Source organism: Microbacterium sp. LWH7-1.2, assembly GCF_038397755.1.
In the GTDB taxonomy this organism is placed as follows: domain Bacteria; phylum Actinomycetota; class Actinomycetes; order Actinomycetales; family Microbacteriaceae; genus Microbacterium.
Map to the genome: position 1 here is coordinate 3,720,319 of NZ_CP151637.1, position 15,127 is coordinate 3,735,445.

Here is a 15,127-nt window from a genome sequence, read left to right on the forward strand (position 1 = left end):
GCTGGTGCATCGCGGCGAGGTAGCGCGCGGAACGCAGCTTCTGTGGGATCCGGCCCCTCAAAGACCGGTCCGAACCACCCTCAGAATGTCCGGAATTGACAGCACGCTATGGGACTCACCCTCGGACCGCGCTCGCCGAGCGCGGTCCGACCCTGGGACGCGAACACGACCGCAGCCCCGACATCCTGATTCAGCCATCCCGCTGTCGTGAGACACCGGGGCGAGACGAACGCGCCCGACGGTCGCTCTAATTGCGGAGCGCGAAGCCGCCATCCCAGCCGACGATTCCCTGGGCGGCGAGAGTGATCTGTAGGAAGGCGAACGCTTCCAGTTCCCGGGCACGCTTGAGTGAGCCGATCGACGCAGCTCTGACCCCCGCGGCTGTAATGAGGTCGATCAACGCCTGCTTCGCCGAGTCATCGTCGCCGGCGACGAGCACCGTGGTAGGCAGGTCGCCGATCTGCCCCGTTGCGATCGTCCCTGCGAAGTTCGTGTTGAACGCCTTGACGACATGCGCGCCCGGAAGCTGCTTCTGGAGCTCGGCCGCTGCCGACGAGTCGGCGGGAACGGTCAGCTCATCGAACGTGGCGAAATTGACCGGGTTGGTCACGTCAACGACCACCTTCCCGTCGAACTGGTCGCGATACTGCTCCGTGAGTTCCGCGAGCGCGGCGTATGGCACTGCGAGCACGACGATGTCTCCCGTGAGGGCGTCGCCGACCGCACCGGCGATCGCCCCGACACCCGCGGCGACACCCGCGGTCTTTTCCGAGTCGCGGCCCAGCAGCTGCACCGAGGCGCCGCCCCTCGCTGCGACCGCAGCCACAGCTGATCCGATGTTGCCCGTGCCGATCACGGTCACATTCGTCATCGTAGATCCTTTCAAGCGATCAGAGAGGCGCATTCGCTGCTCCGGGCAACGATCCTACCGAGACTTTGTTGCCTAGGCAAATAGATTGAGTACTCTGCTTTCATGGGTATGGTCGTTCCGCGGATGAATGCGACCCAAGCACGCGCGTGGATCGCGCTCGTTTCCCTGGCTGAGTCGCTGCCTCAGGCGCTGGACACGCAGCTGATGACGGACGCCGGGCTCATCAACTTCGAGTACGGGATCCTCAGCGTCTTGATCGCCGCGCCCCACCGGACGCTGCGGATGGGCGATGTGGCTTCCGCGCTCGGGTCACCGGCGCCCAAGCTCTCCAAGGCCGTCACACGTCTCGAGCGGCGAGATCTCGTCGAGCGCCTTGCCTGCCCGGATGACGGCAGGGCGATCAACGTGCACCTCACGCGCGAGGGCCGCCGGGCCTGGCTCGCTGCCACCCCGTCTCACGTCCTTCTCGCACGTGACACACTCCTCGCCGACCTCGACCACGACGACCTGTCTCAACTCGCGGCCCTCCTCGAACGAGTCCTCCACCGGCTTGATCCGGATTGGGAGCTCGGGCAGGTGCCCATCCAGGTGCAACCCAGATCAAGGAATAAGGAAGAGATCCTTGTGGGCGACCAGCCTCCCGAAGAGAGTGCCGGCTACGTGTGAGGTCAGTCGGGACGGAGCCGCGGTCGCCCGTGGAAGGGCGGATCTCTCACCGAGTATGTGCAATTCGCGGTTGTGGTACGGGAGTGGCTTCGGCTCACCGCTCGTGTCGATGCTCGTGCGCGGGCGGGATCGACGGCCCTGCCGTGAGCCGACGCGTTATACCTCGACGGATTCATCGACCGCGAGCTTGACGACCGGGCGACGTCGGCGACGAGGTTCAAGAAGTACATCGCGTACTCCTGACCGGCCTCACTGAGCTCGAGCTCGTGGACCTGGTAGGCGCGTGTCGGATCGATGCCGCGGAGGAAGTCGATTCCCTGCCGGACGGAGGTCCACGGACCGCTCGTCGGCATGAGAAGCGTCTCGACCGGGACTCCGGGGAGCTCGTACGAATCGCCGGGGTGGTAGACCTTTCCGTCGATCAGGTAGGAGATGTTCGCCATCTCCGGCATATCGGGGTGGATGGCCGCGTGGATGCCACCGAACGTCTCGATCGCGAACGGGCCGATGGTGAACGACTGACCCGATGTCACCTCGGTGAATCGATCGACGTGGTCGCCGACGAGCTCGGCCACGCTGGACGGTCCGTAGACCCGCAGCCGGGGATTGCCGGCGAGCCCTGCCCGCAGGGCGCCGCGCCGAACGAGCCCGGCACCACCGCCGCAAGGTGTCCCGCAGCGGAGGCCAGCCAATGCGTCGAGGCGACCATGCCGAAGGTCCCGACGAGTTCCGGACGGGTAGTGAACTGCATACGGTGATCCGTTTCGATTCCTCGAGCGCGCCCGGTCGCGCGTGTCTGGAGGCGCCGGAGCAGGTGATTCTGGGGACCGCGATCTGAGCTTGGACGGGATCGTATACTAAACCTGCTGACATATACGACGCCACCGTGCGCAGCGGAGTTGAGTGAGATCGGTGGCGGGCACTGGGCGACGCGATATTTCTGCTGTGCGTCAGGCTGTCGACGTGACGTGTGGGAGGGCCATCACTGTGAGCAAGCGACGCAGAGGCGAGGACAAGTCGCCGAGAGGCGTGCGCTACTTCGTAGTGTGCGCGGGGATCGGCTTGCTCGCCGGAGCCTTGTCCGGGATGTTCGGCGTCGGGGGAGGAACAGTGATCGTGCCTATGCTGGTCCTGCTCCTGGGCTTTGACCAGCGGCGCGCGGCAGGTACCTCGTTGGCGGCCATCGTGCTGACTGCGCCCGTCGGGGTCGTCGCGTACGCGCTGAACGGCTCGGTGAACTGGGTCGCGGGCCTCATCCTCGCCGCGGGCGCCGTCGTAGGCGCCCAGATCGGCACGTGGCTGCTGCCGAAGGTGTCGCAGACGGCGCTGCGGTGGGCCTTCGTCGCCTTCCTCCTCGGTGTGATCGTGAGCCTGTTCCTGGTCGTCCCCTCCCGTGAGGCCACCCTTGAACTCTCGTGGCTCAGCGGTGCGGGACTGATCGTTTTGGGCCTGGGAACCGGGATCGTCGCCGGTCTGATCGGGGTGGGCGGTGGCATCGTCGTGGTGCCGACGTTGATGCTCGCGTTTGGGATGAGTGATCTGACTGCTCGGGGCACCTCCCTTCTCATGATGATTCCGACCGCCGTGTCGGGGACCGCAGGGAATCTGCGGAGAGGCAACGTGGATCTCTACGCCGCCGCGACGGTCGGCGTCGCGGCGTGCGCGACAACGGCCCTGGGTGCATGGGTTGCGACATTGCTGGCCCCGCAGGTCGCGAATGCGCTCTTCGCCGTCTTCCTCGCATTCATCGCCATTCAGATGGCGGTGCGAGCCGTCCGCGGCGCGAGGGCCTGAGCAGCTGAGCACGGGTGATCGCCATGGCAGGCGATCCGAGAAGTCGCACCGATCGCCGGCGGAGAATTCATAGGATGGTGGCCGCTCTCACACGCCCATTGGGGAGAAGCGCTGTCCGTCGCGGGTGCGCCGATCTCTTGTCGAAAACTGAGTCGAAGCGCGAACTTAGCCAGCAACCTCTTGTCGCTGTCCCCGTGGACCACTACATTGGTCAAAAGCGCATGCCGTATACGAATCGCAGCAACTCAGGCGGTTCGTTGCGACTGGCCGGATCTGCCGCGGTCATTGTCCTCGTCTGCGATATCTCTAGCGCGGGTGCGCTCGTTGCGGAAGAGGCGGACATCCTCAACGTCTCGTCGTGCGTCCGCGAGACTGACTACGAACCTCAGAAGGATCTCACATCGGATTTCTCCCCGGTGACCCGCCCGGGTTCCTGATCGAGCACGGGCGGGCGAGGAGCGCCTAGAGTGAGCTGTCGGTCGTACGGAAGGGGTCGACGTGACGATGTCGGCGATTCGCGGCCGGACGTTGGTCGAAGCCATCCGAGAAATGGTTATCGCCGGCGAGCTGGCTCCGGGGTCGCGAGTCACCGAACCGCTCCTCGCGAAACGCTTCGGCGTCTCGCGCGTGCCGGTGAGAGAGGCGTTGAGGGTACTCGCGGCGGAGGGCTTCATCGACCTGCGACCGTATGGTTCCCCGACTGTCCAGGTTCTGACCGACGACGTCGTTCGAGAGGTCAACGACGCGCGCAACCTTCTGGAGCCGAACGTGGCGCGGGAGGCTGCACTGCACCGCAGGGACGCGGATTTGGTGACGATTCGGTCGATCCTGACCGAGGGAGACGAGGCGATCGCTGAGAGAGAGCTTCACCGACTGAACCGCATGAACTCGCGCTTCCACAACGCTGTCGCCTCGGCGTGCGGCAATTCCGTCCTCGGGGCCTTTGTCCACGTATTGTCCAACCGCTCCGAGTGGATCAATGTCGCGACGATCGCTCAGACCTCGGAGCTTCTCTGGGCAGATCACCGTGAGATCTATGCCGCGATCGCCCGGGGCGACGCGCCGCTCGCCGAGGCCTTGATGGCCGCGCACGTGCGGCGAGCTACCTCGGTAGATCTGCGAACAGAGCCGGCAGTGCTCGCTCCTTCCGCTGAGGAATCTACGCAGATGTGACGGTTGCGTGTGCATGTCCCGGAGGGTGGAGCCTTGGTCGGGCGTCGCTTTCGCCGCATTGGGGTGGGATGGCCGCGCACGTCTGATGCGTGCCGCCGCCGATCTCATCGAGTCCGAGATCGAAGAGCTGGCGGGTGTGATCACCGCCGAGATGGGCAAGCCGATCGAGCAGTCTCGCGCGGAGGTCGCCAAGTCCGCCTACACGATGCGCTTCTACGCCGAGAACGCCGAGGAGTTCCTCAGCGGGCGCGAGCTCGATGACCCGGCGAAGGTCTCGGCATCGGCGGCGCGCACGCGATTCGAGCCGTTCGGCGTCGTTCTCGCCGTCATGCCGTGGAACTACCCGATCTGGCAGGTGGTCCGCTTCGCGGCGCCCGCGCTGATGGCGGGCAACGCCGGTGTGCTCAAGCACGCTTCCAACGTTCCGCAGTCGGCGGTGTACATCGGCGAGCTGTTCGCACGAGCCGGGTTCCCTCAGGGGGCCTTCTCGACGCTGCTGATCGGGTCGCGCCGTGTCGAGGCAGTGATCCGTGATCCCCGCGTCGCCGCAGTGACGCTGACCGGTTCCGAAGGCGCCGGCCGCGCGATCGGCGCGACCGCGGGCGATGTGCTGAAGAAGGCCGTCCTCGAGCTCGGAGGCTCGGATCCGTTCATCGTGATGCCGTCGGCGAAGCTCGACGATGCCGTGGCCACGGCTGTCAAGGCGCGCACGAGCAACAACGGCCAGGCCTGCATCAACGCCAAGCGGTTCATCGTGCACGAAGACATCTACGACGATTTCGCCCGCCTTTTCGCCGAGCGGATGGCTGCGCTGGTGGTGGGGAACCCGGCCGATCCGGCCACCCAGATCGGCCCCCTTGCGACCGAGTCCGGTCGTGAGGACATCGAGGTCCTCGTCGAGGATGCCCGCGACAAGGGCGCATCTATCCTGACGGGCGGACGACGTGGCGATCGGGAGGCGGGCTGGTTCTATGAGCCCACGGTGATCGCTGACATCACGCCGGAGATGCGCCTCTATCAGGAGGAGGCCTTCGGTCCGGTCGCGTCGCTCTACAAGGTTTCGTCGCTCGACGATGCGCTGCAGGTCGCGAACAACAGTCCGTTCGGGCTGGGATCCGCGTTCTGGAGCAACGACGAATCCGAGATCGCGCGCGCAGAGCGTGAGCTCGAGGCGGGCGCGGTGTTCGTCAACGGCATGACGATCTCATACGCCGAATTGCCGTTCGGCGGCATCAAGCGCTCCGGCTACGGTCGCGAACTGTCGGTCGAAGGCATCCGCGAGTTCTGCAATCTGAAGACCGTCTGGGTCGCCTGACGACCCCGTCTCGCCGCCATGTGCCCATCTGCACATGTGATCGGGGTGTGAAGCACAACTCCGAGACCCTGAATCGGCCTGGCTGCCGTTCCTGTCGGATTGCTTGTCCGGCAGCTGCCGGTTGGGCTGATCCAGGGTCAGCGTAGTTCGCGTTCTCGACCTCGATCGGGGTGCGGATGTCGAGCTCGCCGTCGAGGCGCTGGTTGTTCCACCACACCCACTCGAGGTCCACGAGCTCGACCTGCCCCGGTCGCGCCTGCGTGGGCAGATCGCGGACCGCAGCGTCGAGGCGACGTTCCACCCCACGAAACGGCGTGAGTATGCGTCGATGACGAGCGCGACGTAGGCGAACCCGAACCATGTCGCGACGTAGGTCACGTCATACCCAGAGCGGCCGCGGCGCGGCCGCCACCGCGTTCCACTTTGCTCGCGCCCGTGTTTCATCGGCCCGCACCACCGGCGGCAACCGCTCCACTCTTACGCCTGAGCCCGTGCTCAACACGACCCCTGCGGTTCTGGATCACAGCGCCGCGGGGCCCGGATCTCGCCCACCCGACGATGTTGACACCGCGAACACCGATCGCTTACGTTCATGAGGCTAGGCCACCTGGCCACTTGGCCAAAATCGATGAGGAGTCCCCGCGATGAAGCGCACCTCGAAAGTAGCTGCTCTGGTTGCCACCGCAGCCGCCGTTGCACTCACGCTCGCCGGATGCGCCGGAGGCTCAGCACCCTCCGCGTCATCCGGAAGCGAGGAGCCGTTGAAGGTCACGTATGCGAGCTTCGGCGAGAGCGTCGGCTTCGTCGCTACGGTGACGCACTCGATCCAGGATGCCGCTGACGAGGCGGGCGTTGAACTGAGCGTGCTCGACAATCAGAACGACGCGGCCACTGCGGTGGACAACGCTCGTCAGGCGGCCACTACCCAGCCGGACGTCTTCATTGAGTACAGCGGCAACGCCGACAGCAATTCCCGCATCGCGTCGCTGATGGCCGATGCGGACATCCCTGTCATCGCCGTTCAGTACCCCATCGAGGGCGCCCCGCTGTTCGCCATCGACAACACCCGGGTCGGACAGGTGGGCGGGGAGTACCTCGCGGACGCGGCGCAGGATAAGTTCGGTGATGCCACTCCCGCCGCACTCATCGTGACGCTCCCGCAGGGCGGACCGATTCAGCTGGACCGCAGCGACGGCGCGAAGGAAGCCATCTCCGAGGTCTACCCCGACATCGAGTTCTCCGAGGTCGACAGCCGGAGCGACGCCGCCGTCGGCCGTCAGCTCGCAGCCGACTTCCTTACCTCGCACCCCGACGAGCCCGTCATCATCTGGACCCACGTGGACTCGGTCGCGCTCGGTGTCGTGGCCGCTGTCGAGGCGTCCGGACGCGACGACGTCCTTGTGATGAGCACGGGTGGTGACGCGGCGGCGTTCCCTGAGATCCGTAAGGCGGGCACTCCGCTGGTCGGAACGGTGGGACTGTTCCCGGAGACGTGGGGTCCGGTGCTCATCGACCTCGCCGAGCGTGTCGCCGCAGGTGACGACGTGCCTGATGTCACGCGCCCCGAGAAGATCGAGGTCATCTCCGCGGACAATATCGACGAGCTGTACCCGGAATGACCGAGCAGGAAGGCGCCCGGCTCCGGGCGCGAGGGATCCGCAAGAGCTATGGCGGCGTGCACGCGCTCAAGGACGTCAGCATCACCCTCGCGCCCGGTCGGGTTCACGCCCTGCTCGGGGAGAACGGTGCCGGCAAATCCACTCTCGTGAACATCCTCTCCGGCACCATCCGCCCTGACGATGGTGACATCCAGGTCGATGGGCAGACCGTGCAGCTGGGCGGCCCACAAGCCGCGCAGCGTCTCGGGATCCGAACGGTACATCAGGAGCTGGAACTGGCTGGTCCGCTCGCCACGGCAGAGAACATCTACCTGGGTCGGTTGCCTCGCAAGGGACCAGTCGTCAGCTTCTCCCGGCTTGCCAGCGACACCGTCCGGGTCCTGCGGACGCTCGGGAGTGAGATCGGGCCGCAGGCCCGCGTCGACGCTCTCCCGGTCGCCGAGCAGCAAGTGGTAGAGATCGCCCGTGCCCTGTCCGCACACCCTGCGGTGCTGATCCTGGACGAACCGACCGCCGCGCTGCCTCCGCGCGAGATTGACCAGTTGCTCGAGCGAATCCGCGCTCTTGCAGCGTCTGGTGTCGCCGTCCTATACATCAGCCACCGGCTCGACGAGGTCATGCAGGTCAGCGATGACGTCACCGTGCTTCGCGATGGTCGGGTGGCTCTCCACGCGCCAGTGACTGGGCTGACGAAGGCGGACGTCGTCCGGGCGATGCTGGGAGTCGATGTCGGCGCCTTCGCCGCCCCGGAAGCACGAGACTTCGGCAACGTCGCCGTCTCCGTCCGCGGTCTGAGCGCACCAGGCGCCCGACTTGAGGAACTTGATCTCGTGGTCGGTCAGGAAGAAATCGTGGGAGTCTTCGGACTTCCCGGGAGCGGACACGATGCGGTAGCCAGTGCACTGTATGGCACGCTGCCGGCGACGGCCGGGCAGGTCGATCTTCTCGGCGCGAGCAAGTTGCCGAGCAGCCCCCGCGACGCAATCGCCCGCGGCATCGGACTGGTGCCGGCTGACCGCAAGAACGAGGGCCTCGCGCTGAAGCTGAGCGTCCTGGAGAACCTGATGATGGTGCTGCAGCCGCGGCACGCCGGCGGGGTGCTCGTGGATCGTAAGCGCGCACGTTCCCTGGCGAACGCGCTCGCCGACGACTACCGCATCAAGATCGCCGACCTGTCCGCACCGGTCGGCTCTCTCAGCGGCGGAAACCAGCAAAAGGTGGTGCTCGCCCGGTGGGCGGCTACCGGCGCTGTCCGTCTCCTGCTGTTGTGCGAGCCGACCCGCGGCGTCGACGTCGGTGCCAAGACCGAGATTCACCGCTTGCTGCGCAGCCAGGCTGCCGCAGGCACACCTGCCCTTCTCGTCTCCTCCGACCCTGAGGAGACCATCGCGCTGTGCGACCGGATCTACGTCGTACATGCCGGCCGAGTGGCCGCCGAGTTCGCCGCGGGCCAGGCGACTCCCGCGCTTCTGACTGCGGCCGCGCTCTGAGAGGACTCGACCATGCACACAGCCACCAACGTGGAACCAGCCCCCACCGCCACCCGCCGAGGAGTCTCCGGGCTGCTACGGCAGCAGGACACCGCACTGCTGCTGGTCCTGCTTCTGCTGATTGTCGCGTTCTCGCTCGCGTCGCCTTACTTCTTCAGCGCACGCAACTTGTCCAACGTGCTGCTGAGCGCATCCATCATCGGCACGATGTCTGCGGTAGCGACCCTGGTCGTCGTCAGCGGCGCGCTGGACCTCTCGATCGGTTCGATTGTCGCCCTCACCTCGGTGTCGGCAGCGCTGCTCACCTATGACCTGCAATGGCCTCCCGGTCTGGCCATCCTCGCCGCACTCGTGATCGGTGCACTTGCCGGAGCACTCAACGGTGTGCTGGTTACGGTGCTGCGCATAAATCCCATCATCGCGACCATCGGCACACTCTCCGTGTTCCGTGGCCTCGCGTTCGTGTTCAGCAACGGCCGTGACATCCCGGTGCTGGATCCCATCTCGGACTATCTCGGGTTCGAACGCATCCTCGGCATCCCCGTCTCGGTCCTCATTATGATTGCGGTCTTCATCGTGACGTGGTGGGTGGCGAAGTACACCCCGTGGGGACGGAATGTCTACGCCGTCGGCGCCAATCCGCGGGCAGCCAGGCTCGCTGGCGTGGGAGTCGGCGGGATTCGCATGGGCGTGCTCGTAGCCAGCGGCCTGGTCGCCGCCATCGCGGGCATCCTCCTGAACGGTCAGGCCGGCTCCGCCACCCCCAGCGCCGGGGTCGGTTACGAGCTGCAGGTGCTCACGGCAGTGCTTCTGGGTGGCGCCAGCCTTACGGGCGGGGAAGGGCGCGTCACCCGGACATTCATCGGCGTGCTCATCATCAGCGTCATCAACAACGGGATGACACTGCTGTCGGTTCCGTCGTACTACCAGACCATCGCCAACGGGGCCCTCCTCTTGGTGGCGGTTGCAATCGACCAGTTCCGAACCAAAGCCGGATACCGATAGACCGACCGTTGGAGGCTGCCCATGCTTGAGCACATCCTCATCATCAGCGCCGGCGACCTGCCGCGAGAACCCTTGGAAGACGCGCTGAACCGCTTCGCCCGCGACATCCACGACTGCCCAGGCCTGGTATCCATCAGCTGGGGACGAAACGTGAACCCGACCGGTCTGCAACGCGGGTGCGACTACGTCTGCTCGGCCCTGCTCGACAGCATCGATACGCTGCAGACCGACTACTGGAACCACCCCGCCCACCACGTCCTTCTCGAGGAGCTCCCGGCGCTATGTGCGGAGCGATTCGCGCTGGACTTCGACGTCGCGGAAGGTGAAACCCATGGCCGCTGAGACTCTGACCGTCACTCGAGAGGGAAAAGTCGCCTGGCTCGCTCTCGACCGTGGGGAGCGGAACCTGCTGGACGCGGAGCTCGCTCGCGCCCTTGCGGACGCGGTTGCCGACCTCGATGCGGAAGAGGTCGAAGCGCTTGTGCTGACCGGCGCCGGCAACGTGTTCTGCGGGGGCGCGGACGGCCCACACCTGCGCTCCACTGGTACGGCGCGCGAGTTCGCTGACGCCGCGGTAGACCTGTTCACGCTGCTGTCTGAGGTGAAGGCGCCAGTGGTGGCGGCGGTCAACGGGGACGCCCTGGCCGGCGGGTTCGGACTCGCGTGTGCGGCGGACATCGTCTTGGCCGTCGAGGGGGCTTCGCTGGGAACCATCGAGGCGAAGCTGGGCACCTGGCCGATGATTGCGCAGGTGCCCGCCAGCCGGCGTGTGCCGGTGAAGGCGGGGTTGCGCAACGCTCTCACCGGGGTTCCGTTCACCACCCGGGAGGCGAAGGACCTCGGCATCATCGACGAGATCGTGCCTGATGGCGACCTGCTCCGTGCGCGGGTGACGCAGATCGTCCGCGAGGCCACGGTGGGCGGAGATGCGGCCCGCCGCGGCAAGCCGATGCTCGTCGGCCTGTATGCGGGCAACTATCGCGCAGACCTGCAGGCAGCCGCCGACGCGTTCGTCGACGTGTTCGGAGCCTGAGCCCTTCTTGCTGGGCTCCGCTATCGCACGTGCAGGTGCGCGAGCATGGCGGAGTGGTGCGAGTGCACGCACTCGCGCATGGCCATCGCGTCGCGGTTCTCTAGCGCCTCGAGCATCGCGATATGCACCTCGTCGGGTCGATCCGCCCCTGACAGGAGCCAGTCAGGCGTCTCACCAGACTCGATCCAGGCGCGGTATGTGTTACTCACGGCAGCGTTGTGCACCGCCTCGAACATCATCGCCATGTACTTGTTCTGACCGGCCCGGACAATCGCGGCATGGAACAGCGCGTCGGCGGCGACCCAGCTCGCCGCCGACCCGGCGGCCGTCATGCGCTCCAGCGCGCCGCGCACCCGCGCGACGTCTTCGGCGGTCGAGTTTGACGTGGCCAGGCTGGTTCCGCGGTCTTCCAGCAGCAGCCGCAAGTCCAGGAGATGGTCGAGCGAGTCGTCGTTGACTTCCATCATCAGCTGCATCGACTGCGCGATGAGGTGTTCGGGTCGACGCATGACGTACGCCCCGGACCCCGGACGGATGTCCACTAGACCCATCATCGACAGCGTCCGCAGCGCCTGAGCCACGATGGGCCGGCTGGCGCCGAGCTGCGATGCCAGTTCCCGCTCGGACGGCAAGCGGGTGCCTTCCTGAAGGTCGTTCTTGAGGATGATTGACCGGATCTGCTCCACCACCTCATCCGCGAGTCGGCTGGCCGAGACCGGGCGAACTGCAGGAAAAACGGGCAACGCGTTGGTGTCCGCCATCTGCTTCCTTTCTTGTGGCCAATCGGTGGGGTCTGACCATTTTACTGGCCGTAACTCTCCGACGGATTGACAGTGGAGGGCTACAGGTCTATTGTCAAGTGGCATAGCCACCTAGCCACTAGAATGGGAGTAGCTATGACGACGACGTCGACACCGGTGAGAGACACGGTCTCGTTGGCCCGTGGCATCCGCCGACGTGCGGTGGAGATGGTTGCTCCGCAAGGATTCGGCTACCTGGGGCAGGCGCTGTCCAGTGCAGAGACGGTCGCCGCTCTCTACGGCAGCTATTTGCGCCCCGGAGTGGACCGCTTCATCTGCTCTCCGGGGCACTACATCATCGCGGCGTACGCCGCCGCCGCGGAGGTCGGTCTCCTCAGCGAGGAGCAGCTGCTCACCTACGGGCAAGACGGCTCCGAGCTCGAGGCCATCGGCACGGAGCGGACCCCGCTGGTCGACCTGACGTGCGGTTCACTCGCCCAGGGACTTTCAGGCGCTGCGGGATTCGCGTACGCCGACCGGCTCCTTTCGCGAACCGGAGGACGTGTCTACGCCCTCATCAGCGACGGTGAGCTGGAGGAAGGTCAGGTGTGGGAGGCGGCCATGTTCGCCGCTCACCACCGACTGGCCAGCCTCGTGGTCATCCTCGACGCGAACAACTCCCAGGTGGACGGTCCGGTCGACACCATCACGACCATCGAGCCGATTGCCGACAAGTGGACGGCATTCGGATGGCATGCCATCGACATCGACGGGCACGACGTGGATGCGGTGCACGCGGCGTTCGAGAGTGCGCTGAACGATGAGCGCCCGTCGATCATCATCGCCCGCACCTCCACCGTTCACGGACTTGATGTGCTGCCGCCGGACGCGGATGGTCATTTCATCAAGCTGCCAGCCGAGTTGGCCGCTGCAGCCCGAGAGGAACTCGCTGATGCATAAGCCGCCCTACGCGACCGAAGTCAAGCCGTACGGTCGAGCTCTGGTCGAGCTCGCCGAGCGGCGCGACGACGTCATCTGCCTCTCCGGTGACCTCACCCGCCAGACGGAGATCGACCTGTTCCAGGAACGGTTCCCGGAGCGCTTCGTGCACGCCGGTATGGCCGAGGCGAACATGATCAGCATGGCCGGGGCGATGGCGCGCGAGGGGCTGCAGCCTTTCGTGCACACTTTCGGTGTGTTCGCCACGCGGCGTCCCTACGACCAGATCGTCAACGCGGTCGCGTACCCGAACCTTCCGGTGCGACTCGTGGGCTTCATGCCTGGCATCTCCAGCCCGGGCGGCCCCAGTCACCAGGCCATCGAGGACGTTGCCATCATGCGTGCTCTGCCGAACTTCACAGTCATCGACGTAGCAGACGCGGTCGAGATCGCGCAGGTCGTGCCTCAGCTGGCCACAATCCCCGGACCCGTGTACTTGCGGCTCAAGCGTGGCGAGATCCCGGTGATCTTCGAGGAGGACCACAAGTTCCGCCTCGACGAGGCGCACGTTCTCACCGAGGGGGATGACGTCGCTCTGGTCACGAACGGGATGATGCTGGCGGCGAGCCTGGATGCTGCCCGGACGCTGGCAGACGCCGGCATCGGGGTACGGATCGTGCATGTGCCGGTGGTGAAGCCTCTGGATGCGGCAACGATTCGCCAGGCGGTGGAGCAGACCCGTGTGGTGGTCACCGCGGAGAACCACTCCGTGATCGGTGGCCTGGGGTCCGCCGTCGCCGAAGTGGTCGCCGAAGCCGGCCTTGGTCGCCCGCTTCGCCGGGTCGGGATGCAGGACACCTTCGCTGAGGGCTCACGCACCGCACCGTACCTGTTCGAGAAGTACGGCCTCTCCACGCAGGCGCTCATCGACGCGATCTGGGCGCACCTGCGCCGCGACGGCGCGGCGCCCATCGCCGAACGCCACGAGCTCGCCGTAGGCGAGTACCAGCCGGTCTAACCCCGGCGCCCGACTGCCTCTTGGATGAAGGAACCGAACGATATGACCACCACTCATCTTCAGACGCCTGTCTCCTCTCCCGGCGCGATCATGGGCGTCGACTGGGAGGAGCGGGTCAATTTCGCTCGCCTCCGTGACGAGCGCCTCGCCCGTGCTCAGGCTGAGCTGGAGCGCTCCTCGCTCGGTGCGCTGATCCTGTTCGATATGAACAACGTCCGATACACCACCGCCACCCACATCGGGAACTGGGCGCGGGACAAGCTGTTCCGGTGCGTGCTGCTGATGCGCGGCCACGACCCCATCCTGTGGGACATCGGCTCGGCGGCCCGCCAGCACAAGATGCACGCACCGTGGCTGGACGAGGAGAACTGGCGCGCCGGCCTGTCGACGTGGCGCGGCTCCATCCCCGAGGAAGTGGGCGTTGAGGTCGGGAACGCCAAGCGGATCGCCGACATCCTGCGCGAGAACGGTCTGCAGAACGATCCCATCGGAATCGACGTCGTGGAGATCCCGGTGTTGCGTGCGTTCGAGGGCGAGGGCCTGCACATCGTCAACGGCCAGGACCTCATGCAGCGGGCTCGGCGCATCAAGACCGTGGACGAGATCGCCCTCCTCTCGCACGCCGCGGGCATGGTGGACGCCGCCTACGACGAGCTCTACCGGTTCCTGCACGTCGGCGTCCGCGAGAACGACGCGGTGGCGCTGGTCAACCGTGTGCTCTACGAGCTCGGCTCGGAAGAGGTCGAGGCCGTCAACGCCATCGCCGGCGAACGCTGCTCCCCCCACCCGCACGTATTCTCCGACCGGATGATGCGCCCCGGCGACACGGCGTACTTCGACATCATCCACTCCTTCAACGGCTACCGCACCTGCTACTACCGCACGCTCAACATCGGCAGCGCGAACGCCAATCAGCGCGACGCCTACACCCGTGCCCGCGAGGCAATCGACGCCGCCATCGACCAGGTCAAGCCCGGCGCATCCAGTGCCGACATCGCTCGCGCCTTCCCATCGGCAGCCGACCTCGGCTACCACAGCGAGGAAGAGGCGTTCGGTCTGCAATACTGCCACGGCATCGGCCTCTCACTGTGGGAGCAGCCGCTCATCAGCCGGTACCACTCGCTCGAGCACCCGGTGGAGATCGAAGAGGGCATGGTGTTCGCCCTCGAGACGTACTGGCCTACCAAGGACGGCTCGTCCGCGGCCAGAATCGAAGAAGAGGTCGTCGTGACCAGCGAGGGCTGCAAGGTCATCACGCGCTTCCCGGCCGATGAACTCCTCGTCGCAGGCACCCGCTACTGGAACGGTCACTCGTTCAACACGAACAACCTCGGAACGGGCATCCGTCAGAACGTGTGACGAGCCACGCTGCGCTCCGCTCGACGTGAGCGAACGCGCCGGGCGAGGCTCGCGAGTGTGTACTAGAGCTGAACATGGTGCGAGCCTCGCTTACGCTGAGAACAC

Annotated in this window: 15 protein-coding genes and 1 pseudogene; 12 read left to right on the forward strand and 4 right to left on the reverse strand. The window is 66.0% G+C overall.

From position 1 onward, the window contains the following. Positions 1 to 247 precede the first annotated feature (247 nt). A complete protein-coding gene (locus MRBLWH7_RS17185) occupies positions 248 to 871 on the reverse strand; it encodes an NADPH-dependent F420 reductase (RefSeq protein ID WP_341996698.1) in 624 nt (207 codons plus the stop codon). 123 nt (positions 872 to 994) lie between these two features. Between MRBLWH7_RS17185 and MRBLWH7_RS17190 the strand changes: the two genes are divergently transcribed. Beyond that, positions 995 to 1,537, forward strand: coding sequence for a MarR family transcriptional regulator (locus tag MRBLWH7_RS17190; protein ID WP_341996700.1), 543 nt, complete (start codon positions 995 to 997; stop codon positions 1,535 to 1,537). 2 nt (positions 1,538 to 1,539) lie between these two features. Here the strand turns inward: MRBLWH7_RS17190 and MRBLWH7_RS17195 are convergent, their stop codons facing one another. Further along, a complete protein-coding gene (locus MRBLWH7_RS17195; RefSeq protein WP_341996702.1) occupies positions 1,540 to 2,112 on the reverse strand; it encodes a hypothetical protein in 573 nt (190 codons plus the stop codon). Positions 2,113 to 2,524: 412 nt separating this feature from the next. Here MRBLWH7_RS17195 and MRBLWH7_RS17200 point away from each other — a divergent pair, with 412 nt between their 5' ends. The 3 genes from MRBLWH7_RS17200 (at position 2,525) to MRBLWH7_RS17210 (ending at position 5,819) form a co-directional block, all read left to right on the forward strand. Next, positions 2,525 to 3,331 (forward strand): sulfite exporter TauE/SafE family protein, encoded by an 807-nt coding sequence (locus tag MRBLWH7_RS17200; RefSeq protein WP_342002110.1) that lies wholly within the window; start codon positions 2,525 to 2,527, stop codon positions 3,329 to 3,331. A gap of 504 nt (positions 3,332 to 3,835) precedes the next feature. After that, the gene (locus tag MRBLWH7_RS17205) at positions 3,836 to 4,504 is read left to right on the forward strand and encodes a GntR family transcriptional regulator (RefSeq protein ID WP_342002112.1); all 669 of its coding nucleotides are present in this window, start codon (positions 3,836 to 3,838) and stop codon (positions 4,502 to 4,504) included. Between the two features lie 13 nt (positions 4,505 to 4,517). After that, positions 4,518 to 5,819: an aldehyde dehydrogenase family protein gene (locus tag MRBLWH7_RS17210; protein WP_341996704.1), complete on the forward strand. Its 1,302-nt coding sequence runs from the start codon at positions 4,518 to 4,520 to the stop codon at positions 5,817 to 5,819. Positions 5,820 to 6,101: 282 nt separating this feature from the next. Here MRBLWH7_RS17210 and MRBLWH7_RS17215 read toward each other — a convergent pair. Beyond that, positions 6,102 to 6,222 (reverse strand): annotated as a pseudogene (locus tag MRBLWH7_RS17215) (DDE-type integrase/transposase/recombinase); the annotation flags it as partial. A 358-nt stretch (positions 6,223 to 6,580) separates the two neighbouring features. Here MRBLWH7_RS17215 and MRBLWH7_RS17220 point away from each other — a divergent pair. From MRBLWH7_RS17220 to MRBLWH7_RS17240, 5 genes are read left to right on the forward strand one after another with little or no spacing between them, the layout of a single operon-like run. Continuing rightward, a complete protein-coding gene (locus MRBLWH7_RS17220; protein WP_341996706.1) occupies positions 6,581 to 7,438 on the forward strand; it encodes a sugar ABC transporter substrate-binding protein in 858 nt (285 codons plus the stop codon). Then, positions 7,435 to 8,928 carry a sugar ABC transporter ATP-binding protein gene (locus MRBLWH7_RS17225; RefSeq protein ID WP_341996708.1) on the forward strand — a complete coding sequence of 498 codons (1,494 nt, stop codon included), beginning with the start codon at positions 7,435 to 7,437 and terminating at the stop codon, positions 8,926 to 8,928. Before MRBLWH7_RS17220 ends, MRBLWH7_RS17225 begins: the two co-directional genes overlap by 4 nt. 12 nt (positions 8,929 to 8,940) lie before the next feature. Continuing rightward, complete coding sequence (locus tag MRBLWH7_RS17230) at positions 8,941 to 9,933, forward strand: ABC transporter permease (RefSeq protein WP_341996710.1); 993 nt, start codon at positions 8,941 to 8,943, stop codon at positions 9,931 to 9,933. A 21-nt stretch (positions 9,934 to 9,954) separates the two neighbouring features. Beyond that, complete coding sequence (locus tag MRBLWH7_RS17235) at positions 9,955 to 10,275, forward strand: Dabb family protein (protein WP_341996713.1); 321 nt, start codon at positions 9,955 to 9,957, stop codon at positions 10,273 to 10,275. Beyond that, positions 10,265 to 10,966 (forward strand): enoyl-CoA hydratase/isomerase family protein, encoded by a 702-nt coding sequence (locus tag MRBLWH7_RS17240; RefSeq protein ID WP_341996714.1) that lies wholly within the window; start codon positions 10,265 to 10,267, stop codon positions 10,964 to 10,966. The genes MRBLWH7_RS17235 and MRBLWH7_RS17240 overlap by 11 nt, the downstream gene beginning before the upstream one ends. Positions 10,967 to 10,986: 20 nt before the next feature. Here the strand turns inward: MRBLWH7_RS17240 and MRBLWH7_RS17245 are convergent, their stop codons facing one another. Then, the gene (locus MRBLWH7_RS17245) at positions 10,987 to 11,727 is read right to left on the reverse strand and encodes an FCD domain-containing protein (protein ID WP_341996716.1); all 741 of its coding nucleotides are present in this window, start codon (positions 11,725 to 11,727) and stop codon (positions 10,987 to 10,989) included. Positions 11,728 to 11,901: 174 nt separating this feature from the next. On the opposite strand from MRBLWH7_RS17245, the gene MRBLWH7_RS17250 reads away from it, so the two are divergent. From MRBLWH7_RS17250 to MRBLWH7_RS17260, 3 genes are read left to right on the forward strand one after another with little or no spacing between them, the layout of a single operon-like run. After that, on the forward strand, positions 11,902 to 12,666 hold the full coding sequence (locus MRBLWH7_RS17250; RefSeq protein WP_341996718.1) for a 1-deoxy-D-xylulose-5-phosphate synthase N-terminal domain-containing protein: 765 nt from the start codon (positions 11,902 to 11,904) through the stop codon (positions 12,664 to 12,666). Beyond that, the gene (locus tag MRBLWH7_RS17255) at positions 12,659 to 13,663 is read left to right on the forward strand and encodes a transketolase C-terminal domain-containing protein (protein WP_341996720.1); all 1,005 of its coding nucleotides are present in this window, start codon (positions 12,659 to 12,661) and stop codon (positions 13,661 to 13,663) included. Before MRBLWH7_RS17250 ends, MRBLWH7_RS17255 begins: the two co-directional genes overlap by 8 nt. A 42-nt stretch (positions 13,664 to 13,705) precedes the next feature. Further along, positions 13,706 to 15,022, forward strand: a complete 1,317-nt coding sequence (locus tag MRBLWH7_RS17260) for a Xaa-Pro peptidase family protein (RefSeq protein ID WP_341996723.1) — start codon at positions 13,706 to 13,708, stop codon at positions 15,020 to 15,022. Positions 15,023 to 15,127 lie beyond the last annotated feature (105 nt).